We start from the raw sequence: 21,767 nt of genomic DNA on the forward strand, positions 1-21,767 counted from the left end.
CCGTATTCATCCTGACAGCAAGGGAGTTGGCCGTGATCGTCCACGACGGACCGTCGAGTGCCGTCCTGTTCGGGCCGGGCGAGGAGCGGGCGAGCGTCCGCTGCCTCGCCCGGCGGGGGATGCTGCACAGCGAGTGCGAGGCGTTCGACGAGGTCGAGCTGTCCCCCGGCACCCACTGGGAGCCGGCGGGCGCGGGCGGCGCCGAGACCGTCTGGTACGTGCTGACCGGGACGGTGCACGCCGACCGGCGGCCGGTCCCGCTCACCGCGGGCGGCCTCGTCCTCGCCCCGCACGGCGGCGGCGCCACCCTCACCGCGGGCCGGCACGGCGCCCGGCTGCTGTGCCTGACGCTCGGCCCGGCGGCCGTGACCCGCGCCCTGCCCGAACGCACCCCCAGCACCGCCCGCAAGTCCCCCGACTCCCGTGAGGACCAGCCATGATGACCGTCCCCGGCGTCGGCGCCGTCCACCACGTCGCCTTCACCGTCCCCGACCTCGACCAGGCCGTGGCCTTCTTCACCGACGCGCTCGGCGCCCAACTCGCCTATCTCACCGGGCCGGTGGCGGATTCGGCGGGCCTGTGGATGCTGCGCCAGCTCGGCGTCCACCGCGACGCGGTCGCGCACATCGCGATGCTGCGCCTCGGCCCGGTCACCAACGTCGAGCTGTTCGAGTACACCTCGCCGGACCAGCGCCGCGTCTACCCCCGCAACAGCGACTGGGGCGGCCACCATCTCGCCCTGGGCACGCAGGACCTGGACGCTTCGCTGGCCCATCTCACCGCGTACGACGGGGTGGTCGCCCTCGGCGTGCCGCAGACCGTCACCGACGGCCCCATCGCCGGCGTCCGGTTCGTCTATCTGCGCACCCCCTTCGGCCTCCACCTCGAACTCTCCGAGATCCCCGAGGAGTTGCCCTTCCACGCCCAGACGCCCGTGCGCCTCTACGACCCGCCGAGGGCCGCGTCATGACCGGTATCTGGGGTCCCGGCTCACCGCCGGTCGTCATGCGGGAGCGGGACGTGTACGAGGCGGACGTCCTCGTCGTCGGGTCCGGCGCCGGCGGTGCCACCACCGCCTGGGCGCTGGCCTCGACGGGGGCGCGGGTCCTCGTCGTCGAGCGGGGCGACTTCCTGCCCCGCGAGCCCGAGAACCGCTCCCCCGAGGCCGTGTTCGAGCAGGGCCGCTACCACAACACGGGCTCCTGGCACACGGCCGACGGCCGCGCCTTCACCTCCGGCGGCTTCTACGGCGTCGGCGGCACCACCAAGGTGTACGGCGCGGCCCTGCCCCGGCTGCGCGCGAGCGACTTCCGGGCGGTCGAACACCTCGACGGCACCTCGCCCGCCTGGCCGTTCACGTACGGCGACCTGGAGCCGTACTACGCGGAGGCCGAGCGCCTCTACCGCGTGCACGGCGCCGGGGACACCGACCCGACCGGGCCGCCGCGCAGCACCCCGTACCCGTGGCCGCCGGTGCCGCACGAGCCGGTGATCGCCGAACTCGCCGACCGGCTCACGGCGCAGGGCCTGCACCCCTACCCCGTCGAACTCGGCGTCGACCTGGCGCCGGGCGGGGCGTGCGAGCGGTGCGCCACCTGTGACGCGTTCCCGTGCAAGGTCGGCGCGAAGAGCGACGCGGAGACCCGGGCGCTGCGGCCCGCGCTGCGCACGCCGACGGTAAGGCTCCTGACCCGTACGCGAGTCGTCCGGCTGCGGACCGGCCCCGACGGGAAGCGGGTCACGTCCGTGGACGCGGTGCGCGACGGGCGTCCGGTCCAACTGCGGGCCGGTACGGTCGTGGTGGCGTGCGGGGCCGTCAACTCGGCCGTCCTGCTGCTGCGTTCGGGCGGCGCGGCGCACCCGGACGGGCTCGGCAACGGGAGCGGGCTGGTCGGGCGCAACCTCATGCTGCACAACAACTCCGTGCTGATGGCGGTCGATCCGCGCCGCCGCAACCCCGTGACGTTCCAGAAGACCCTGGCCGTCAACGACTTCTACCTCCCGGACGGCCCGCACGGCCGGCATCCGCTGGGCAACCTCCAGCTGATGGGCAAGGTGTACGAGGCGACGCTCGCCGCCGCCCATCCGCGCCTGCCCCGGCGGCTGTTGGGTGCCCTGGCCGCGCGCAGCGTCGACTGGTGGGTGATGTCGGAGGACCTGCCCGACCCGGACAACCGGGTCCTGCCAGGGCCCGGCGCCGACGGGGTGACCGTCCGCTGGCGCCCGACCAACACCCGTACGCACCGCAGGCTGGTGCGCGCCGCCGCCGCGATGATGCGCCGGGCCGGCTATCCCCTCGTGTTCTCCCGGCAGTTGGGCGTCGAGGCGACCGGCCACCAGTGCGGCACGACCGCCGCCGGGACCGATCCCGCGCGGTCCGTCCTCGACCCGTACTGCCGCAGCCACGAGGTGGCGAACCTCTTCGTCGTCGACGGCGGCTTCTTCCCGTCGTCGGCGGCCGTCAACCCGACCCTGACGATCGCGGCGCAGGCGCTGCGGGTGGCGCGGGAGGGAGGAGTGCTGCCGTGAACGCCCCGCGAGACCCGCCGTGAACGCCCCGCGAGACCCTGGGAGACCCGACATGTACACCGCCACCGCCGCCGTCGTCCGCCACCACGGCGCCCCCTTCGTCCTGGAGGAGATCCGCGTCGACGAGCCGCGCGCCGACGAGGTCCTGGTCCGGATCCGGGCGGCCGGCGTCTGCCACACCGACCTCAGCGTCCGTGCGGGTCACACGCCCTTCCCTGTCCCGGCGGTGCTGGGGCACGAGGGGATGGGGACCGTGGAGGCGGTCGGTGCGGGGGTCACGTCCGTGGCGCCCGGCGACAGCGTCGTCCTGAGCTTCGCGTCCTGCGGGCGCTGCCCGGCGTGCCTGACCGGGCGGCCGGTGCGGTGCGCGCACTGGCCCGCGCTGAACCTCTTCGGCGGCAGCAGGCTCGACGGCAGCGCGACGCTGTCGGGCACGGGCCGGCGTACGCGTGAGGCGCTGCACGGGCATTTCTTCGGGCAGTCGTCGTTCTCGACGCTCGCGCTGAGCACCGAGCGGGCCGTCGTGCCCGTCCCCGCGGGGCTGCCGCCGGAGGTGCTGGCGCCGCTGGGGTGCGGGGTGCAGACGGGGGCGGGGTCGGTGCTGAACGTGCTGCGGCCCGAGGCGGGGCACACGCTCGTCGTGTACGGGGTCGGGTCGGTGGGGCTCGCGGCGGTGACGGCGGCGCGGCTGACGGCGGCGACGCGGGTGATCGCCGTCGATCCGGACCCCCGTCGGCTGGCGCTCGCGCGGCGGCTCGGGGCGACCGACGCCGTGAACCCGGACGAGGACGACCCGCTGACCGCCGTACGGGATCTGACGTGCGGGCGGGGTGCCGAGCGGGCCCTGGAGACGAGCGGGGTGCCGAGGGTGCTGCGGCAGGCGGTGGACGGGCTCGCGGTGAGCGGGGTGTGCGGGGTGGTGGGGGCGCCGCCGGCCGGGACCGAGGCGGCGTTCGACGTGCCGGCGATGCTGGACCGGGGGCCTCGGGTGGTGGGCGTCAATCAGGGGGAGGCGGTGCCCCGGGTGTTCGTGCCGGCGCTGGTGGAGCTGTATCTCGCGGGACGGCTGCCGGTCGACGCGATCGTGTCGGTGTTCCCGTTCGAGGCGGTCGAGGAGGCGGGGGCGGCTGCGGTGCGGGGGGAGGCGGTGAAGCCGGTGCTGCTGATGCCGTGAGCGTCACATACGGGATCACATGAGCACAAAATATGACGATCCTACCCCTGAGGGATTACCTTTCGAGAGTGAACGAGGATCCCGCACCGCCCCTGGACCGGTCCGTGCTGCGGGCGCTCGTCGTCGAGGACCACCCACTGTTCCGCAGCGGTCTGAAGTCGGCTCTGGAGAGCCTCGGCGAGGTGGTCGTCGTCGCGGAGGCGGAGACCGTCGCGGAGGTGCCGGCCGCGGTGTCCGCGAGCACCCCCGACGTGATCATCATGGACCTCGGGCTGCCCGACGGCTCCGGCATCTCCGCGATCCGCGCCCTCGCCGAGGAACATCCCGGGCTGCCCGTCCTGACCCTCACCATGTCCGACGACGAGGGCGACCTCCTCGCCGCCCTCCAGGCCGGCGCGCGCGGCTACATCGTCAAGGGCGCCCCCGCCGAGGAGGTCCTGCACGCCGTACGGACCGTCGCGGCGGGCGGCGCCGTGTTCGGCGCCGGGATCGCGGCGCGGCTCAGCGATCTCGTCGCGGGCGGCCGGCGCCGGGACGCCGAGCAGCTCTTCCCCGCGCTGACGACCCGCGAGGTCGAGGTCCTCGGGCTCATCGCGCGCGGGCTCGACAACCGGCGGATCGCCCGTGAGCTCGTCCTGTCCGAGAAGACCGTCCGCAACCACGTCACCCACATCTTCGAGAAGCTCCACGTCGCCACCCGCGCGGAGGCCGTCGCCCGCGCGCGGGACGCGGGGCTCGGCGAGGAGCGGTAGCGGGTCGGGACCGGTGCCTCAGGCGTCCGGGACAGCGGGCGGGTGAGGCTGGGGGGATCCAGTCGGCGACGGCGAGGAGTGACCATGGGCGCGAGCGGCACCAAGGCTCCAGGCACCGGGAGGGACCTGCTTCCGGCGTACCTGGTGTGCGCGGTCGCCGCGCTGACGGGAGTGGCGTGGACGGTGGTGGCGCTCACCCACTTCGACCGCGTCACCGACTTCCCCGAGTTCCACTACGCGGCCCAGAACATGCTGCTCACCGTCGGTTTCGCGCTGTCCGGGATGGTGTTCGTCGCCCGTGGTCCGGGGGTCGTCTTCGGCTGGTTCCTGATGTCCACGGCGGTGACCGGACTCCTGTTCTACGTCCTCCAGCTCATGATCCTCCTGGGCTATGCCCCGAGGGCGCTGAGCGGGGTCGTGTTCGGCAGCGGGATGCTCTACTTCGTCCTGTTCCTGCTGCTCCTGTACACGCAGCCCCTGTGGCTGCCCAGCGGCCGGCTGGGCAGCCGGTGGGCGCGCGGGTACGTCGGGATCCTGCTGGTGGTGGCGATCGCCCAGCAGGGCTATCGGTGGAGCCAGGAGATCGACGCACGGATGACCGTCGTCAATCCGATGACGCGGGGCGGGTGGGCCGACTTCTGGCGCTGGACCTCGCCGGTCACCCGGTGGGTCGACGACAACGCCACCAACGTGCTCCTGGGTGCCGCGCTGCTGCTGATGGTCGTCCGCATGGCCCTGTCGCGGGAGTACCGGCGGGCGACGTACTGGGTGAACGTGCCGTACGCGGCGTGGTGTGCCCGCATCCTGCTCAGCGGGGCCATCCCCGAGCCACTGGAGAAGCTGCTCGCGTACGGGGCGGCGGCGCTGTGGCCGATCGCGCTGTGCTTCGTCCACGTGCGCGCGCGGACGTGGGTGCTCGACCGGGCGGCCCGGCGGCTGCTGACGGCGCTGCTGCTGACGCTGCTGATCTTCGCCGAATGCATGGTGGCGGTGATCCTGCTGCTGGACCTCGGCCCTCATGACGAGAACATGGCGAGGATTCTTCCCGCGCTCGCCCTGGGTCTGCTGCTCGGCCTGCTGCTGCGGCCCGCGGCGCGGTGGACGGCGCGGCTGACGGACCGCTGGTTCTACGGCTCGCGCGCGCAGCCCTACCAGGTGGTGCGGGGTCTCGCGAAGGCGCTGAGCCGGGCGGTCGACCCCGGGGAGACACCGCGGCTGCTGGCGGGGACGGTCGTCCACACGCTGGGCCTGCCGTGCGCGTCGGTCGTCGTGGACAGCCGGGAGGGGCCGCGCGAGCTGGTGCGGGTGGGGGAACCGGGACCCCGGTCGGAGCGGTTCCCGATCCTCTACCAGGGCGAGGAGACGGGCAGGCTCGACGTGTCGCCGAGGCCCGGGGAACTGGCGCTGGACCCGCAGGACCGGGAGGCGGTGCAGGTGCTGGCGCAGCAGGCCGGACCAGCGCTGGCCTCGCTGCGGCTGTACGAGGACCTCAAGAGCAGCCGGGAGCGGATCGTCCACACGCGCGAGGAGGAGCGGCGGCGGCTGCGGCACGAGCTGCACGACGGGCTGGGCCCGGCCCTGTCGGGGCTGCGGCTCCAGGTGGACGCCGTACGGCGGGGTGCCGAGCCGCAGGTCTCCGAGCCGCTGTCCGGGGTGTCGGACGGGATCGGGTACGCGATCAAGGAGCTGCGGCACATCACCGACGGGCTGGCGCCGGCCGCGCTGGACGGGGCGGATCTCGCGCGGGCGCTGCGCCAGCTCGCCGAGCAGCTCAGCAGCCGGAGTCTGCGGATCTCGGTGGGGGTGGAGCCGGATCCGCTGCCCGCGCTGCCCGCCGCGCTGGAGGTCGCGGTGTATCGGATCGCGTCCGAGGCGCTCAACAACGTGGTGCGGCACTCGCACGCGGACCGCGCGCGGGCGCTGGTCACGGTCACGGACGGGAAGGTCGGTCTGCGGATCACGGACAACGGGGACGGCTTCCCCACCCACGAGCACTGCGCGGGGGTGGGGCTGCGCTCCATGGCGGAGCGTTCGGAGGAACTGGGCGGCGCGTTCGCGCTGACCAGCGACGGGGCCGGGACGGTCGTCCGCGCGGCCTTCCCGGCGGAGCCCGGGACCACGTCGGGACATCGGCCCCATGCGGCCGGGACGGCGGGTGTCGAAGACTCGTGAGCGATCACGAACCCGCGTGAGCGGGTCGAAGGGAGAAGGACATGACCGAGAACCGGTACCGCGACGGAGACCAGCCGTCCGGCCCCGCGCTCCTCCTGATGCGTGTCGCCGCCGGACTTCATCTGCCCGGCGCGAAGGCTCGGCTTGCCCGTAAGTGCAAGGCACCGTGCGGGGTCAAGAACAAGAAGTAGCGATCGCTCCAGGGCCGTCCCGTGACCTTCACGGGGCGGCCCTTCCACGTGCGCTCACGCCGCCGTGTACCCCAACTGCCGCCGCATGTACGGCGTCATCAGCGTCTTCGCCTTGGCGACGGTCGACGTCCGGCTGCCGAGGACCGCGCTCTCGCCGCCCGGGACGGGGAGGAGGGTGAGGCCGTCGGCGCCGCCGAAGGGGACGATCAGGGGGCTGCGGTGGGGGGCGCGGTAGAGGCGGGGTTCCTTGCGGTGGCGGCCGTGCGTGGTGAGGTGGAGGCGGATGTTGTGGGCGGCGAGGTCGGCCTGGGCGATGGCGGCCTGGGTGATCTTCTGCTCGGCCGCGTCGTTGACGTCGCCGACGGCGAAGACGTCCCGCAGGCCCGCGACGCGCAGCGTCCGGTCGACCCGGATGTGTCCGGCAGCGTTGAGCCAGTCGCCGTGTCCGGCGAGGCGCAGCCAGAGCGTGTTGGGGGTGATGCCGGTGGCCCAGAAGGAGACGTCGGCCTCCAGGGAGGTGCCCCGGGTGTCCTTGTAGACGCCGAAGTCGGTGCCGGGGGCCATGAAGGAGTCGAGGCGTACGTCGACGTCGTGGGCCTCCAGCCAGGTTCGGGCCCGGCGGCCGGCCCAGGCGCTGCCGGTGTTGTTGAGGAGGGCCTCGCCGGCGTGGGCGAGCGTCACGCGTGCGTGCGGGCGCGCGAGGCGTATCTCGGCGGCGAGTTCGACGCCGGAGGGGCCGCCGCCGACGACCAGGACATGGCCCGCGGCGGCGATCTTCTGCTGGTGGGCGGTGAACGCCTTCGACGCCTCGTCGACGGTCGTGCCGGTGAACCGCGCGGGCTCCGGGTAGTCCGCGCCGGTCGCCACGACCAGTACGTCGTACGGGATGCGCTCGCCCGTCGCGAGGACGACCGTGCGCGCGTCCGTGTCGATGCGCAGCGCCTTGCCGACGACGACCCGGCCGTGCTCCAGCAGCCTGTCGTACGGGATGAACGGTGTCGACGTCCAGTCGGGGTGCACGCCCGCGCGCAGGGAGGCGATCCGGTGGAAGAAGACCTCCTTGCGGTCCACGAGCGTGACCCGCGCGGTCGCATCGAGCCGCTTGGCCAGCCGCACTCCGGCGTACCCGCCGCCGATCACCACTACGTCGCCGTCGCGCACGGCCTGTCTCCTGTACCTGTGGGGGTGCAACACGCGAGCGCCGCGGCGTGGGGGCCGTCTTCGGCCGCTCGGCTTGACCGTGAGCGTAGCTTTTGAAATCTAAAGAACTGGTGAGGACGAGTGCGCATACGGTGAAACCACGGGGCGGGGTCCGGAGTTGACAGGTCAGGGCGCTTCGGGGGTGCGGGGATCGTCGAGTCTCGCCAGCCAGGCGCCCAGGAGTTGTTCGAGGAGGGCCGCCTCGGTGGGGGTCATCACGTCCAGGAGGCGGCGTTCGTTGCGCATGTGGTCGGCGAAGGCCCGGTCGATCAGATCGCGGCCGGGGGGCGTGAGGGCGACGATCCGGCCGCGCTGGTCGTCCCCGGCGCGGCGGCGCGTGACGAGGCCCGCGCGCTCCAGCCGGTCGATGCGCTTGGTCATCGCGCCGGTGGTGACCATGGTGTGCGCGGCGAGTTCGCCGGGGGCCCGTTCGTACGGCGCTCCCGCGCGCCGCAGCGCGCACAGGACGTCGAACTCGCCCTCCCCCAGGCCGTACCGCCCGTAGACCAGGGTGAGTTCACCGGTCAGCCGCCCGGCGAGGGAGTGCAGCCGGCCGATCACGCCCTGCGGGGAGACGTCGAGGTCGGGGCGCTCGCGGCGCCACTCGGCCTGGATGCGGGCGACACGGTCCTGGGACCGCGGGTCTTCGGTTCGCCACTCTTCCGAGCGAATGTCCTCGTTCACGCCTTCCATAATACCTTCCCGGGAAGTTACATTCGCTTCCATGGAAGCTAACGTGCGCTGGACCCTCCTCACGGCGCTCGCGCCGGTGGCGTGGGGCGCCAACTACTTCGTGACGCACGAGTACTTGCCGCCCGACAGCCCCCTGTACGGCGCGGCCCTGCGCGCGCTGCCCGCCGGGCTGGCCCTGCTCACCCTGTCCCGGCGGCTGCCGCGCGGCGTGTGGTGGGGGCGCTCCGCCGTCCTGGGCCTGCTGAACGCGAGCGTGTTCTTCGTCCTCGTGTACCTCGCCTCCCAACTGCTGCCGACGAGCGTGGCGTCGACGGTGATGGCGGTGTCGCCGCTGACGATGATGCTGATCGCCTGGGGCCTGGTCGCCGAGCGTCCGCGCGCGGCACACCTCGCGGGGGCCGCCGTCGGGCTCGCCGGGGTGTGCCTGATGCTGTTCACGGGCGCGGACGGGACGAGCCTCGCGGGCGTCCTCGCCTCGGCCGCGGCGATGCTGGTGTCGTCGTTCGGGCACGTCCTGACCAAGCACTGGGGTTCCGGGGTCGACGTCCTCGCGGCGACGGCGTGGCAGCTCACCGCGGGCGGCCTGTTCCTGCTCCCGGTCGCCGCAGCGGTGGAGGGCTCCCCGCCCGCGCTGTCCGGTACGGCGCTCCTGGCGGTCGGTTACACCTCGCTCATAGCCACGGCCCTGGCGTTCGCCGTGTGGTTCGCGGGGCTGCGGCACCTCCCCGCGGGGACGGTGGGGCTGACGGGGCTGCTCAATCCGGTGACGGGGGTGGTGCTGGGCACGACGGTCGCGGGGGACAGTCTGAGCGGGCGTCAACTGGGCGGTCTGGTGCTGGTGTTGGCGGGAGTGGTGCTGGGTCGGCCGGGGCGGGGCGGGAACCGGGCGGCGCCGGGCCGAGCAGCGGGAGCGCCGTCACCGACCAGGGAACAGCACAAGGAGACACCCCGGTGACCCCCGCCTCAGGGCCGCCCGCCCCGCTCCCTCAGCCGCGCGGGCAGTGGCCCGTCGGGATGGATCGTGATGTCGAACGCGGGCGCCGGACGCTCCCCGTCGAGCGTGAAGTCGAAGGCCGGCAGCAGGGTCTCCGCGAGGAGGGTCATCTCCTGGAGGGTGAACTGCGCGCCCAGACACGTACGGGGGCCGAGCCCGAGCGGGTAGTACGTGCCGAGGGCGGGCCGGGGAGCGGGTTCGTGGAACCGCCGGGGCCAGAACCGCTCGGGATCCGGCCAGAGTCCGGGGATCCGGTGGGTGAGGTAGGCGCAGAGGGCGACGGTCGCGCCGGCCTCGATGCGGCGCCCGGCGAGGACGTCGTCCTCGGTGGCGTCCCGGAACAGCAGCAGCGCCGCCGGGTAGAGGCGGAGCGTCTCGCTGATCAGCGCCCGGATCGCGGCCGTGCGCCCGGACGAGCCGGCCGGCCCCTGCGCGAGGGCCCACTCGCGGTGCTCGGGATGGTCGTGCAGGAGCAGCAGGAGCCAGCTGAGCGTGGCGGCCGTGGTCTCGTACCCGGCGACGAGGAAGGTGACGAAGTTGTCGCGCACCAACCGGCCGTCGGGGTCGGGGAGTTCGACGGCGTCGAGGAGCGCGTCGAGGATGCCGGGACCCTCGCCCGCGCGGGCGGCGGCGACGGCACGCCCGGCCGCCGCGTCGACCTCGGCGAGGTCGCCGTCGAAGTCCGGGGCACCGGAGGGGCCGAGTGCCGCGACAGCGGCGACGATGCGCGCGGCGGCGAGGAGTTGCCGGTGGGTGGTGTCGTCGAGGGGCAGCCCGGTGGTGGCCCGCCAGATCACGTCGATGGCGAAGCGCCGCATGTCCGCGACGAGGTCCCGGGGCTGCCCGGTGCGCGCGGACTCGGCCCAGGTGTGCGCGGTGACCCCGACGGCGTCCCGCATGGCCCGCTCGTACCGCCGCACTCCCTGCACGGTGAACTGCGGCTGGAACAACCGGCGTTGCCCCCGCCACGCCTCGCCGTCGACGGTGAGCACCCCGTCGCCGAGCAGCCGCCGCATCCGGTGCGAGCGCTTCACGTACCGCCCCGGATGCCGGGCGAGCACATGCCGTACGGCGTCCGGGTCGGTCACCAGCACGACGGGCCGCTCCCCCAGCCGGATCCCGCTCACCGGACCCAGCCGCTGGGCGCGGGCCAGCAGTTCGACGACCGGGGTTCCCTCCGCCCGCCACGCGGCCACCTCGGCCTCGGACAGCTCCGGCACGGCACCGGCCAACTCGACCTCCCGCTGGGCGTGTTGCGGACGGGCCACATGATAGCGGCGGGTGACCGGGGCGACACGAAGAGAGACCGGGGAGCCTGGGCTGCGGGGCCGCCTGTCCAGGGAAGGCGTCCAGTACTGTTACCCCTAGGGGTATCTGGAAGGAGTGACCGTGGAGCTCGAACTCGCGGGTGCCGAGCTGCGCTCGGTGCTGAACCGGCTGCGCCGGGCGCAGGGGCAGATCTCCGGGGTGATCCGGATGATCGAAGAGGGCCGCGACTGCGAGGACGTCGTCACCCAGCTCGCCGCCGCTTCCCGCGCGCTGGACCGGGCCGGTTTCGCCATCATCGCGACCGGCCTCCAGCAGTGCCTCACCGACGCCGAGAAGGGCGCCGGCGGCGAGGGCCAGGAGCAGATGCGGGCCCGCCTGGAGAAGCTCTTCCTCTCGCTGGCCTGACGACAGCGCCGGCCTGACGACACCCCCGGCTCCACGACATCGCCGACCTGACGCTTCCCGCGGCCTGCGGGAAGCAGAGCAGGCAGACCAGGGCGCCCCCAGCACTCATACCGCCGACGGCTGCGTACGCACCGTCCGCCAGGTGACCACGTTCACGCATCGCAGCCCATCGCCCCCTTGCGGCCTCAAAAATACCCCCCCGGGTATATGCTCACCACGAATCAGATACCCCTGGGGGTATTTCCCCACGAGAGGGCCACGCCATGACGACCGCCCCACCCGCGCCGAACACGACAAACCCCTCCCCCGAACCACCCACACCCCCCGGCCTCCTGGGACGCCTGGGCGTCCGCGCCGCCACGCATCTGCGCCTGGTCTCGGCGCTGTGGCTGATCCTGGTCGTGGCCCTCGGCGCCTTCGCCCCTCAGGTGACCTCGGCGCTGGCCGGAGCCGGCTGGCAAGCGAACGGCTCCGAGTCCGTCCGCGTCCGCGACCTCGCGCAGAAACACTTCGCGGGCAACGCCTCCTCCGCGCTCCAGGTGGTCGTCACCGCGGACAAGCCGGTGTCCGACCCCTCCGTGCGGAAGGTGATGGCCGAGGCGACGGCCCTCCTGGAGGGCGACGCGCGCATCTCGGCGGTCGTCCAGCCGCAGCCCGGCGCGACCGTCAGCCGCGACGGCAGGACGGCGATCCTCCTGGCGGGCGCGGGCGCCGACACCAACACCATGGTCAAGGCGGCGGACGACCTGAAGAAGCCGCTCGCCGAGCTGTCCGGGAACGGCGTCCGGGTCGACGCGACCGGCTCGTCGGTGATGTGGAGCGACTTCAACACCGCCAACCACGACGCGATGATGCGTTCCGAGCTGGTGTCCTGGCCGGTGACGCTGGCCATCCTCGTGCTGGCCTTCGGCTCCCTGGTCGCCGCGGGGCTGCCGCTGCTGCTGACCATCGCCGGCCTCGCCGCCTCGGCGGGCGCGCTCGTCCTGCTGAACCACCTCACGCCGACGTCGATCTGGGCGATGAACTTCGCGATGATGTTCGCCCTCGCGCTCGGCATCGACTACGCGCTCTTCCTCGTCGTCCGCTTCCGCGCCGCGCTGGCCCGGCACGGCGCCCCGCTGCGCGCCGTCGCGGAGACGATGGACACGGCGGGCAAGGCCGTCGCCCTGTCCGGGCTCACCGTCCTGGTCAGCCTGTCGGCCGTGCTGCTGGTGCCCGCGCCGGCGTTCCGCTCGATGGCGCTCGGCATCATGCTCGCCGTCGTCTTCGTGCTGGCGGCGACGCTGACCCTGCTGCCCGCGGTGATCGGCCGCCTGGGCACCCGCGTCGACGCCGCCGCCCTGCCTTTCGCCAAGCCCGCCACCGCGGGCGACGGCTCCTCGCCCCGCTTCACCGCCTGGGGCGAGCGGCTGTGGCGTCACCCCTTCCGGTACGGCGTCCCCGCGCTGCTCGTCCTGGCGGCGCTGGCCGCCCCGGTCGTCGGGCTGCGCACCGCGATGCCGTCCATCACGGTCGTCCCCCGAGGCGACGCGTCACGGGTCGGGTACGAGGCCGTGCAGAAGGCGTTCGGCGACGGCGCTCCCGGCACCCTTCAGATCGTCGCCCCGACCGCCGACGCCGCCACGGCGGCCCGGATACTCGGCGGGGACAAGGGCATCGCGGGAGTCATGCCGACCGTGGCCGGCGGCGACTGGTCGCTGATCCAGGCCGTGCCCACCGTCGACCCGTCCGACCCCGCGCTGGGGCAGACCGTCGACCGGCTGCGTGACGCCCTCCCCGGTGACGTCCTCGTGGGCGGCGCCGCCGTGGAGAACCTCGATCTGCACAGCACCCTCGACGACAGAACGCCCCTCGTCATCGGCATCGTCCTGGCCCTCGGCTTCCTCCTGCTGCTCGTCGCCCTCCAGGCGCCCCTGGTGGCGCTGACCGGCACGGTGACGAATCTGCTCGCGACCGCCGCGGCCTTCGGGGCCGCCCGGCTGATCTTCCAGGACGGCCACGGCGCCGGTCTGCTCGGCTTCACGCCCCAGGGCTTCCTGGACGGCTGGGCGCCCGTGTTCTTCTTCGCCATGATCTTCGCGATCGCCATGGACTACACCGTCTTCCTGCTGTCCACGGCCAAGGAGCACTACGAGCGGACCGGGGACCCCCGCACGGCCGCGGTCGCCGCGCTCGGCCACTCGGGCCGTGTCATCTTCGCCGCCGCGGCCGTCATGGTCGCCGTCTTCTTCACGTTCGCGCTGTCCGGCCCCCTGCCGCCGAAGGAGATGGGCATCGTCCTCGGCATCGCCGTCCTGCTCGACGCGGCGCTCGTCCGCCTGGTCCTGCTGCCCGTACTGCTGCGCTTGACAGGCCGGGCCGCCTGGCACACACCCGCCTGGCTCGGCAGGGTCCTGCCCGCCATCCGCTTCAGCCACAACTGACCGAAGGAGAACGACCATGTGCCAGCGAGCCGTCTGCCGCACCTGCCAGGGCATCACCTACCAAGGCTGCGGCATGCACGTCGACCAGGTGCTCGCCGGGGTCCCCACGTCCCAGCGCTGCACCTGCGCCCGGCGCGAGACACCCACCGCGAGCCTCTGGAAGCACCTCTTCCGCCGGGGCTGAGACCGTCGGAGCGCCGGACGAACGGGCGCTGGTGCACGCGGACATCGCGGACCCGGCGGAGGAACAGCGCTGGAGGACCGCGGGCGAGGCTGAAGGTCCACTGGCCGTGCCGGGACCGGTCCCCCGGTGACGCCGTGCGGTGCGGGGTGTCCTGTCGGCCGAGCGGCCGGCCCGACGGCGTTGCATCAGCCGTTGATACCGCGTCGCGGGGGCTACGGACTGCGCCGTCCGTCCTCGACCGGGTGACCCACACGATCACCGAAACCTGAACCCCCGCGAGCCGGACGGCACACGCGCGGAGATATTTGAGGCAGTTCAAGCCTTTCAGGCAATCCTCGGCGAAATATGAACTAATTCCTCGACGCCAGACGGAAGACCTGCGCGGTTGGCACCTCACCGGAAGAACTTGATATTTTCACCACCCGCCGATTTGAACATGGCGGCCGTTTTTCAGAAAGGCGAGAATTCGAGTGACCGAAAGCACCTTAAAGTCCAGATCCTGGGTCCGCGGGGCGACAGCGGTGGCCACCGCGCTCCTGACCGCCGCCTCGGCCGTCGCGCTGGCGCAGCCCGCCCAGGCGGGCCCCGGCGGCGCCGTGAACATCCGGGGCCAGGAGTCCTGGGACACCGACGCGATGATGTCCCGGGTCTGCGGCACCGGCGGTGACACCGGCTACCAGGACTGGTACGTCAACACCGGCACGGGTGAACTCCGCGACTCCTCCTCGTGGCGCGAGGAGCCCGTGTGGCACAAGGACGACGGCAAGTGGACCCTTCAGCCCGGCTGGGAGCGCTTCGAGGGACACTGCGAGTACCCCGTGGCGTCCAGCTGGACCTACCGGGACTCCTGGCGCCCCATCAGCGAGACCCGCACCAACTGCACCGACAGCGGGTACAGCCTGGAGCTGGCCCGCGACTACTCGACCACCACGTCGTACTCGCACACGGTCGGCGGCTCCACCAGCGCCGAGGCGTCCATCGGGTCGTGGTTCGGCGCGTCGGTCGAAGCCTCGTACAGCTATTCCTGGGCCGTCGAGCGTTCGGTGGGTGTGTCCGACAACGACGTGATCGAGATCGGCCCGCAGAAAACCGCCTGGATCGAGGCGAGTCCCACGAAACGCGTGGTACGGGTGAATCCGGTCTTCAAGGTCGAATCGTACACCTGGAATTCGACCGGAAAACGGGAGGACGTGGTGGTCGTCGACTCGTGGCGCGGCCGCGGATACGACCGTGTCTACTCGTACGGGAACTACATCGACGGAATCGCCGATGAGCTGAAGAAGGACGGAACGCCGCAGATGACGTTCCGCAAGAAGGACCGGCCCTCCCGGACCGAGTGCGACTGAGCCGCCCGGCCGGTCCTGGCTACCGGTAGCCGTAGGCGTCCAGCACCGCGCCGTACCGTTCCTCGAAGAGCTCCTCGTGCTCCGGCGTGAAGTACTCACGCCAGGCGCCGATCCGCCCCCGGTGGAACGAGTACGCGCGATCGTTGAAGAGCTGGTCCGCGACGGCCGCGCGCTGGCGTTCCCGGGAGCCGCCCCCGCGAGGACCCACGAGGTCCTCGAAGGAGACCTTGCAGACGGCGGGATGCCGCAGCAGCCACAGTCCGCGTTCGAAGGCGTCCGCGCCGGGAAAGCAGGGGTCGGTGAGCGCGATGGTCAGCCTTTCGCCGACGTTCCGCGCGGTCCGCAGGATGTCGCGGTAGAGGCGGTGGTCGGTGAAGTGGCCCACCCCTCGGCCGCTCTCGCCGGACAGGAAGTTGACCATGGACACCAGTACGTCGCGCGGGTCGCGGTAGTTGAACAGAATCCGCGGACTGCCGGTGTCCAGCCAGTCGCGCAGGAACCTCTCGTCGACCTGGTGCGGCTCGAGGTGGTGGAGGAACCAGCACACACCGCCGGGGGTGTCCGCGAACCGGCCCGCGGCGCCGCGCGCCAGGGTCCTGGCGACGAGTTCCGCGGGCGGCGCCTCGCCGGCGGGCCCCCGCCAGGGAATGCCGAGCCGGACCCGCCAGGCCCCGTAGAACGCGTCGACCGCTTCGGCGACGGCCGACTCGACGGCGGTCCGGTCCTCGCTCCCGGTGAGCCGGCGCAGTTCTTCCTCGCCGTAGACCATGGTCAGCACCCGCCACAGCGTGTCGCCCGCGGGCTCGGGCAGCTCCCCGGGGCCGGCGGAGACCTCCCCGTACAAGGAGTAGCCGGACCGGGTCATCAGTTCCTTCAACAGGTGTGTCCCCGACTTGCGCAGGGACACCACGAGGGCGTGCGAGGCGGTCATACCGCGACGTCACCGTCCTTTCCGCTCCACGGCAGGGCGCCCGCGGGGCGTCGGTCGGGCAGGGTCAGTGACAGCGGCCCGGGGTGTTGGGTCCCGTCTCGCAGTAGTCCTGCGTGTGGACGACGGTCCCCGCGGCCAGCACCTCCTGGAACACGCGTCCGCCGGTCACGGAGGAGGGGGCGGTGGCCGCCGACGCGGCGGCGGGGGCGCCGAGCAGCGCGACGGCGCGGCGCCGCCCGCGACGACGACGGACAGGGGCTTGTTCATGACGGTTCCCTTCATCGGTGGGGGGACGTGCGGCGGCTCCGGCAGGTCCCGGCGTCGACGCACTTTGGTGATCTTTCGATGACCGGAAGGAGACCGAGGCAAGAAACTGGTCAAGTCCCGTGAAAATCCTCGTACATGGGCGCGGCGACGAGCACGGCGGCAGCCTCGGGGGGCGTCGCACGTCTTCACGAGAATCTAATTCTCATATAGAAAGAACTCAGATACCTGACCGCTCAGAAGTCCGGCTTTCCCCACGGCGACACCCCTGACCGAAGGGAGACCCATGCGTACGAGATCCAAGGGCCTCGCCGCCCTCGTGGCTCTGGTGGGCGTCACAGCCTTCCTGTCCCCCGCCGAGGCCGCCCCGAACTCCCACGGCACGCCACGCCCTCCCGCCCCCGAGCGGATCCGGACCGACAGGCTGCCGCTGCCGCCGACCGCCCCCTCGGAGACACAAGGATCGTGCACGCCCGCCGTCAACCCGCGCGGCACGGGCTGCATGGCGGCCGACTGGGGCTTCGCCATGCGCGCCGGCGGCTTCCTGCCGGACAGCAGGACCGTCACCGTCAGCGTGCGCTTCACGGGTGCCCCGGCCGCTCCCGACCCGGCGAGCGTGTACAGCGGAACCCACCTGCTCCTGGTGCGAGCCGACGGCGAAACCTTCCCGAACGGGGACGCCTGGAAGTGTCTGACCTGCGGCACTCCTCCCGACAACCGGCAGGGCATGACCGGCGACACCAGTTATCCCCAGCCGTTCGCCGACGGCAGGCGGGTGCTCTACGGGACGAACGTGATCGACTGCGGCCCCTACCGGCTGGACACGCCGGCCTGCACTCCGGAGCGCCTGCGCATCTACCCGATCCGCTGGAACGACACCGCCGACGGCTCCGGACCCGGTGGCTCCATCCGCGAGTTGCGCCTGCACCCCGACCAGGTGCACCTCGGCTTCAACGCCGTCACCGTCAGCGGCGGGCGCCTCGACCAGTACGGCTACTTCGGGAGGCTGCGCTTCGACCCCGCCCCGACGACCGGTACCCCGCTCGTGCCCCGCTACGAGGTGGAGAAGGTCTCCCGTCTCTTCGACGCCTCCCCCACCGCCCAGCCGGTGCACGTCGACCCCCGGGACAGCTCGAAGCTCGTGTTCGACCCCGCTCTGCCCGGCTTCGGTGAGCTGCGCGGCTTCTCCAAGGACGGCAGCGAGGTCTTCTACGTCGGATATCCGGTCGAGTCGTCCAACATCGACCTGATGGCCATCGACCTGCGCACGGGCAAGGTCCGCCGGATGACCGCCGACCCCGGGTACACCGACCCTGGGGACGCCTCACCGGACGACCGGTGGATCGTGGCCCTGGACACCCGCGGCTACGACCGCATGACGTTCGCCTCCGGCATGACCGGGATTCCGGCGGTCACCGACCTGCTCACCACGTCCGTGGTCTCCTCGTTCCGCAACAACGGCCAGCGGCGCTTCTTCCAGCCCTATCTGATCGACCGTTACGGCGACCGCGGCTCCTACTCCGGGCAACGGCTCAACTACTCCAACACCTCCCCGGACTGGAACGCCTCCGCCGATCCGCGCTGGTCCCCGGACGGCACGGCGGTCGTCTTCAACGAACGGCTGCTGTCGGCACCGGCCTGCGGCGGAGCGAACCCGCTGCCGTGTCCGGTGTCCACGGAGCCGGGCGGTCGGCGCACCCGGCTGATGATCTCCCGGCTCGTGGACCGGGAGCCGGTGCGTCCCCGGCCGGTGAAGCCCCGTCCCGACACCGTCCCGTGGGCGACGCCCTACGCGCCGGGCAGCGCCACACCGCAGCGGCCCTACCCGCCGCAGGGCACGTACACGTTGCGCGGGAAGGCGACCGGCGGTGCGACGGTCGACATCGTGTGGGACGACGCGAGGACCGCCGTCCGGACGGTGTCCGTGCGCTATCACCGTTACTCGGACGACGGCAGGACCTTCCTCGACGGTTCCGAGAGTGTCACGCGGATCAGCAACAGCCCGACGCTGACCAGCCTCGACTGGTACTCGGACCTGGTGAGGACCGACCGGCACGGCAAGGCGCTGGCGACGAAGAAGACCGGCGCCGACGGCTTCCACGTCACGATCGACCTCTGGCAGACCGTCTTCCGGGCGACCGGCACCCTGACCACCACGATCGGCTCGCGGACCTACACCCAGCCCGCCGACGGAACCTGATCGCCCGCCGCACGTCCGCGCGTGGTCCGGCCCCCGCGACAGGGGCCGGACCGCCCGACTCACCGTCCCTGATCGTCCCCACCAGACAGGAACAGGCATGCCCACCGGAGCAACCAGACGTCCGATCATCGGACGCCACCCCCTCGCGACCTCCCTGCTGGCGGTCCTGGCCCTGTGGCTGGGTTCGACACCGGGGGCTTCGGCGGACTCGCGAACGCCGGTTCCCGGGCCCCCGGCCGTGTCGTCCGCGCCCCGGTCCGAGCCGGTCTCCCTGCGCGAGATCCCCGTCCCGCCCACCGCCCCCTCCTCGGCCCCCGGATCCTGCACCAGCCCCACCGGCTGCGTCAGCGCCGTGGCCGCCGGCGGGTTCCTGCCCGACAGCCGGACCGTCACGGCCACGTTCACGTACGCCGGAGCGCCGGCCGGGAGTCCCTACGCCGGCAGTCAGCTCGTCCTCGTGCGGACCGACGGCCGGCTCTTCCCGGACGGCACGCCCTGGAAGTGCGTGACCTGCGGGGTCCCGGCGGCGAACCGGGAGGGGGTCACCGGGCTCTACCGGTACGCGCAGCCGTTCCGCGACGGCAGGCGGGTGCTGGCGGAGGCGGGGGTCGTCGACTGCTCGCCGTACCCGCTGACCGATCCGCGCTGCACCCCGGCCGTCACGCACGTCTATCCGGTCCGCTGGAACGTCACGCCCGACGGGTCGGGGCCGGGCGGGTCCGTCGTGGGTCTCAAGCTGCATCCCGACAACGTCCACGTCGGCTGGAACAAGATCATCCGGCCGTCGGCGCCCGGTGACTCCTTCGACGAGATCGCCTACTTCGGCCGCCTCCGCTTCGACGCGCACCCCACCACCGGTACGCCCCTCGCGCCCCGCTACGACCTGGTGAAGGTCACCGGGCTGTACAGCGCGGACCCGGCGCTGAACGGCCACTTCTTCGGGGTGGACCCGCGCCGCCCCACCAAGCTGCGGTACGAACAGCGGGCCGCGGTGGGCGAGTTCAAGAACTTCACCGGCGACGGCGGCTCCCTGCTCGGGATCGGCAACACCCGCTCCGTGAACCTGGACCACTTCGCCACGAGCCTCACGACCGGCGCATCCCGCAGGCTCAACGACGACCCCGGGTACAGCGACCCCGCCACCAGCTCGCCGGACGGCAGGTGGACCGTCTCGATGGACGTCCGCTACCGGGACCGCTTCCTCTTCATGGCGGGCCTGCCGGGCGTACCGCCGCTCGTCGACATGCTGCCCACCGGGGCCGCCGCGTCCGCCGGCTACAACATCCGTACGCGCCGGCTCTTCCAGCCGTACCTGATCGGCCCGCACCGCGACCAGCAGCTCAACTCCTGCACCACAGGCCCGTGTTCGACGCTGGCGACCGGTCCCGGCAGCGAGGCCGACTCCCCGTTCTGGGCCGCGCGCGCCGACTCCTCCTGGTCCCCGGACGGCACCCGGATCGTCTACGGCCAGACCTACTCCGGCCCGGCCGACTGCGGGCCCCCCTTCGACCTGGCCCCCTGCCCGCCGTCGAGCGAGCCCGGCGGCCGGACCTCCCGCCTGATGCTGGCCCACCTCACCAGCCGCGGGCCGCTGCACCTCCCGCCCGTCCGCCCGGTCTCCGACGCGGTGCCGTGGGGGACGCCGTACCGCCCCGGTGACCCGGACCCGAAGCGGCCCCACCTGCCCGCCGGGCACTACACGCTCGACGGCCGCCGGGGCGGGCACGCCTCGGTGGACCTCGTCGAGAACGCGGCCGGCACCGCCCTGACCCGGATCTCCGTGACGTACACGCGCTACAGCGACGACGGGAGGACCTTCCTCGACGGCACCGAGAGCGCGGAGAACGCCGGCACCGCGTCCAGCCCGGTGACCTTCCACACCCGGCTGCGGGTCTCGGGCGAGCACACCGGGACGCGGACCACGAGCGAGCCGGGCGGCTACACCGTCTCGCCCCTCTCCTCGCTCCAGGGGTCCTACCAGCCGGTGGGCACCATGACGACGGTCCTGGACGGACGCGTGTACGCCCAGCCCGTCTCCTACTCCTGAAGGCGGACCGTGAAGACATCGAACTCCCCGGAGCTGTCGTGCGGTCTGCCGCCCGGTCCGGACTTCGCCGACCTGGCCGTCCTCGCCGAGGAACTCGGCTACACCCGGGTGTGGATCTTCGACTCGGCGCCCCTGTGGGAGGACCCGTTCGTGCACCTGGCACTCGCGGCGGCCCGGACGGCCCGGATCGGGCTGGCCACGGCGGTCCTCGTCCCCGACGAGCGCTCCGCCATGGCGATGGCCTCGTCCGTCGCGACGGTCGCGCGGCTGGCCCCGGGCCGTCTCCGCGCCTGCTTCGGCACCGGTTTCACCGCGCGCCGGGCCCTGGGCCGGGCTCCGATGCGGCTGGACGCGTTCACCGCGTACGTCACGGCCGTGCGCCGGCTCCTGGCGGGCGAGACCGCCGTACTGGACGGCAGGCCGGCACGCATGCTGCACGCCGACGGGCTCACGGCAGCCCGTCCCGTGGACGTCCCGGTCTGGGTCAGCCTCTTCGGCCCCCGGGGCGCCGCGCTCGCCGCCGACCTGGCCGTGGGGATCATCGGACGCCCCCATCCGACGCTCCCCACGGCGACGCTCCTGTCCGGAACCGTCCTCGACGAGGGCGAGGATCCGGGCGGCGAGCGGGTGCGGGAGGCGATCGGGCCCTGGCGGGTCGTCGACTGGCACGACGCCTACGCCCGGGGCGGGGCCGACGCCGTGGACGTCAGACCCGGGGGGCGTGCGTGGCGCGCGGCGGTGGAGGCCCTCGCCGGGGACGACGAGCGCCATCTGCTGACGTTCGAAGGGCACGTCACGCACCTCACCGACCGCGACCGGCCGCTCCTGGAGCACATCGACACCCGGACCATGGTCGGTGACACCGCCTCCGTCGGCCGCAAGCTGGCCCGGCTCGGCGGACTCGGCTTCCAGGAGGTGATCTACACGCCGACCGGTCCGGACGTCCCCCGGGAACTGCGCGCCTTCGCACGGGCCCGGCCGGTCGGCTGACGC

General features: G+C 72.8%; 19 protein-coding genes. 15 read left to right on the forward strand and 4 right to left on the reverse strand.

Features of this window, described 5'->3' with window-relative positions:
- The first annotated feature begins 32 nt into the window (after positions 1 to 32).
- The 7 genes from ACLZOT_RS22350 (at position 33) to ACLZOT_RS22380 (ending at position 6,818) form a co-directional block, all read left to right on the forward strand.
- Positions 33 to 440 (forward strand): hypothetical protein, encoded by a 408-nt coding sequence (locus tag ACLZOT_RS22350; RefSeq protein WP_416970771.1) that lies wholly within the window; start codon positions 33 to 35, stop codon positions 438 to 440.
- The gene (locus ACLZOT_RS22355) at positions 437 to 970 is read left to right on the forward strand and encodes a VOC family protein (protein ID WP_416970772.1); all 534 of its coding nucleotides are present in this window, start codon (positions 437 to 439) and stop codon (positions 968 to 970) included. Before ACLZOT_RS22350 ends, ACLZOT_RS22355 begins: the two co-directional genes overlap by 4 nt.
- Positions 967 to 2,529, forward strand: a complete 1,563-nt coding sequence (locus tag ACLZOT_RS22360; protein ID WP_416970773.1) for an FAD-dependent oxidoreductase — start codon at positions 967 to 969, stop codon at positions 2,527 to 2,529. The genes ACLZOT_RS22355 and ACLZOT_RS22360 overlap by 4 nt, the downstream gene beginning before the upstream one ends.
- A 52-nt stretch (positions 2,530 to 2,581) precedes the next feature.
- Entirely contained in the window at positions 2,582 to 3,703 is a 1,122-nt protein-coding gene (locus ACLZOT_RS22365) for an NAD(P)-dependent alcohol dehydrogenase (protein ID WP_416970774.1), read from the forward strand.
- Between the two features lie 68 nt (positions 3,704 to 3,771).
- Positions 3,772 to 4,455, forward strand: coding sequence for a response regulator transcription factor (locus tag ACLZOT_RS22370; RefSeq protein ID WP_416970775.1), 684 nt, complete (start codon positions 3,772 to 3,774; stop codon positions 4,453 to 4,455).
- Between the two features lie 84 nt (positions 4,456 to 4,539).
- Positions 4,540 to 6,627, forward strand: a complete 2,088-nt coding sequence (locus ACLZOT_RS22375; protein WP_416970776.1) for a GAF domain-containing sensor histidine kinase — start codon at positions 4,540 to 4,542, stop codon at positions 6,625 to 6,627.
- A gap of 41 nt (positions 6,628 to 6,668) precedes the next feature.
- Positions 6,669 to 6,818 carry a hypothetical protein gene (locus ACLZOT_RS22380; protein ID WP_416970777.1) on the forward strand — a complete coding sequence of 50 codons (150 nt, stop codon included), beginning with the start codon at positions 6,669 to 6,671 and terminating at the stop codon, positions 6,816 to 6,818.
- Between the two features lie 54 nt (positions 6,819 to 6,872).
- Here ACLZOT_RS22380 and ACLZOT_RS22385 read toward each other — a convergent pair whose 3' ends face one another.
- Together ACLZOT_RS22385 and ACLZOT_RS22390 are read right to left on the reverse strand one after the other, a co-directional pair.
- A complete protein-coding gene (locus ACLZOT_RS22385; RefSeq protein WP_416970778.1) occupies positions 6,873 to 7,979 on the reverse strand; it encodes an NAD(P)/FAD-dependent oxidoreductase in 1,107 nt (368 codons plus the stop codon).
- 165 nt (positions 7,980 to 8,144) lie between these two features.
- The gene (locus tag ACLZOT_RS22390; protein ID WP_416970779.1) at positions 8,145 to 8,702 is read right to left on the reverse strand and encodes a MarR family winged helix-turn-helix transcriptional regulator; all 558 of its coding nucleotides are present in this window, start codon (positions 8,700 to 8,702) and stop codon (positions 8,145 to 8,147) included.
- Between the two features lie 40 nt (positions 8,703 to 8,742).
- On the opposite strand from ACLZOT_RS22390, the gene ACLZOT_RS22395 reads away from it, so the two are divergent.
- The gene (locus ACLZOT_RS22395; protein ID WP_416970780.1) at positions 8,743 to 9,666 is read left to right on the forward strand and encodes an EamA family transporter; all 924 of its coding nucleotides are present in this window, start codon (positions 8,743 to 8,745) and stop codon (positions 9,664 to 9,666) included.
- 8 nt (positions 9,667 to 9,674) lie between these two features.
- Here the strand turns inward: ACLZOT_RS22395 and ACLZOT_RS22400 are convergent, their stop codons facing one another.
- Positions 9,675 to 10,973 carry a cytochrome P450 gene (locus tag ACLZOT_RS22400; RefSeq protein ID WP_416970781.1) on the reverse strand — a complete coding sequence of 433 codons (1,299 nt, stop codon included), beginning with the start codon at positions 10,971 to 10,973 and terminating at the stop codon, positions 9,675 to 9,677.
- Positions 10,974 to 11,094: 121 nt separating this feature from the next.
- On the opposite strand from ACLZOT_RS22400, the gene ACLZOT_RS22405 reads away from it, so the two are divergent.
- The 4 genes from ACLZOT_RS22405 (at position 11,095) to ACLZOT_RS22420 (ending at position 15,332) form a co-directional block, all read left to right on the forward strand.
- Positions 11,095 to 11,379: a metal-sensitive transcriptional regulator gene (locus ACLZOT_RS22405; RefSeq protein WP_416970782.1), complete on the forward strand. Its 285-nt coding sequence runs from the start codon at positions 11,095 to 11,097 to the stop codon at positions 11,377 to 11,379.
- A 263-nt stretch (positions 11,380 to 11,642) separates the two neighbouring features.
- A complete protein-coding gene (locus tag ACLZOT_RS22410) occupies positions 11,643 to 13,802 on the forward strand; it encodes an MMPL family transporter (protein ID WP_416970783.1) in 2,160 nt (719 codons plus the stop codon).
- Positions 13,803 to 13,818: 16 nt separating this feature from the next.
- Complete coding sequence (locus tag ACLZOT_RS22415; RefSeq protein ID WP_416970784.1) at positions 13,819 to 13,986, forward strand: hypothetical protein; 168 nt, start codon at positions 13,819 to 13,821, stop codon at positions 13,984 to 13,986.
- 521 nt (positions 13,987 to 14,507) lie between these two features.
- Positions 14,508 to 15,332 carry a hypothetical protein gene (locus ACLZOT_RS22420; protein ID WP_416970785.1) on the forward strand — a complete coding sequence of 275 codons (825 nt, stop codon included), beginning with the start codon at positions 14,508 to 14,510 and terminating at the stop codon, positions 15,330 to 15,332.
- Between the two features lie 19 nt (positions 15,333 to 15,351).
- On the opposite strand, the gene ACLZOT_RS22425 is transcribed toward ACLZOT_RS22420, so the two are convergent.
- On the reverse strand, positions 15,352 to 16,263 hold the full coding sequence (locus tag ACLZOT_RS22425; protein WP_416970786.1) for a hypothetical protein: 912 nt from the start codon (positions 16,261 to 16,263) through the stop codon (positions 15,352 to 15,354).
- 550 nt (positions 16,264 to 16,813) lie between these two features.
- Here ACLZOT_RS22425 and ACLZOT_RS22430 point away from each other — a divergent pair.
- The 3 genes from ACLZOT_RS22430 (at position 16,814) to ACLZOT_RS22440 (ending at position 21,764) form a co-directional block, all read left to right on the forward strand.
- Complete coding sequence (locus tag ACLZOT_RS22430; RefSeq protein ID WP_416970787.1) at positions 16,814 to 18,727, forward strand: TolB family protein; 1,914 nt, start codon at positions 16,814 to 16,816, stop codon at positions 18,725 to 18,727.
- Between the two features lie 97 nt (positions 18,728 to 18,824).
- Complete coding sequence (locus ACLZOT_RS22435; protein ID WP_416970788.1) at positions 18,825 to 20,774, forward strand: hypothetical protein; 1,950 nt, start codon at positions 18,825 to 18,827, stop codon at positions 20,772 to 20,774.
- A 9-nt stretch (positions 20,775 to 20,783) separates the two neighbouring features.
- Positions 20,784 to 21,764: an LLM class flavin-dependent oxidoreductase gene (locus tag ACLZOT_RS22440; RefSeq protein ID WP_416970789.1), complete on the forward strand. Its 981-nt coding sequence runs from the start codon at positions 20,784 to 20,786 to the stop codon at positions 21,762 to 21,764.
- The last annotated feature ends 3 nt before the right edge of the window (positions 21,765 to 21,767 follow it).

The organism is Streptomyces sp. 4F14, assembly GCF_048159485.1.
In the GTDB taxonomy this organism is placed as follows: Bacteria; Actinomycetota; Actinomycetes; order Streptomycetales; family Streptomycetaceae; genus Streptomyces.

Excerpts from the sequence above, each read along its gene's own strand:
- ACLZOT_RS22355 (WP_416970772.1), top strand. The coding sequence starts at position 437 with ATGATGACCGTCCCCGGCGTCGGCGCCGTCCACCACGTCGCCTTCACC.
- ACLZOT_RS22360 (WP_416970773.1), top strand. The coding sequence starts at position 967 with ATGACCGGTATCTGGGGTCCCGGCTCACCGCCGGTCGTCATGCGGGAG.
- ACLZOT_RS22365 (WP_416970774.1), top strand. The coding sequence starts at position 2,582 with ATGTACACCGCCACCGCCGCCGTCGTCCGCCACCACGGCGCCCCCTTC.
- ACLZOT_RS22375 (WP_416970776.1), top strand. The coding sequence starts at position 4,540 with ATGGGCGCGAGCGGCACCAAGGCTCCAGGCACCGGGAGGGACCTGCTT.
- ACLZOT_RS22380 (WP_416970777.1), top strand. The coding sequence starts at position 6,669 with ATGACCGAGAACCGGTACCGCGACGGAGACCAGCCGTCCGGCCCCGCG.
- ACLZOT_RS22395 (WP_416970780.1), top strand. The coding sequence starts at position 8,743 with ATGGAAGCTAACGTGCGCTGGACCCTCCTCACGGCGCTCGCGCCGGTG.
- ACLZOT_RS22410 (WP_416970783.1), top strand. The coding sequence starts at position 11,643 with ATGACGACCGCCCCACCCGCGCCGAACACGACAAACCCCTCCCCCGAA.
- ACLZOT_RS22415 (WP_416970784.1), top strand. The coding sequence starts at position 13,819 with ATGTGCCAGCGAGCCGTCTGCCGCACCTGCCAGGGCATCACCTACCAA.
- ACLZOT_RS22425 (WP_416970786.1), bottom strand. The coding sequence starts at position 16,263 with ATGACCGCCTCGCACGCCCTCGTGGTGTCCCTGCGCAAGTCGGGGACA.
- ACLZOT_RS22430 (WP_416970787.1), top strand. The coding sequence starts at position 16,814 with ATGCGTACGAGATCCAAGGGCCTCGCCGCCCTCGTGGCTCTGGTGGGC.
- ACLZOT_RS22435 (WP_416970788.1), top strand. The coding sequence starts at position 18,825 with ATGCCCACCGGAGCAACCAGACGTCCGATCATCGGACGCCACCCCCTC.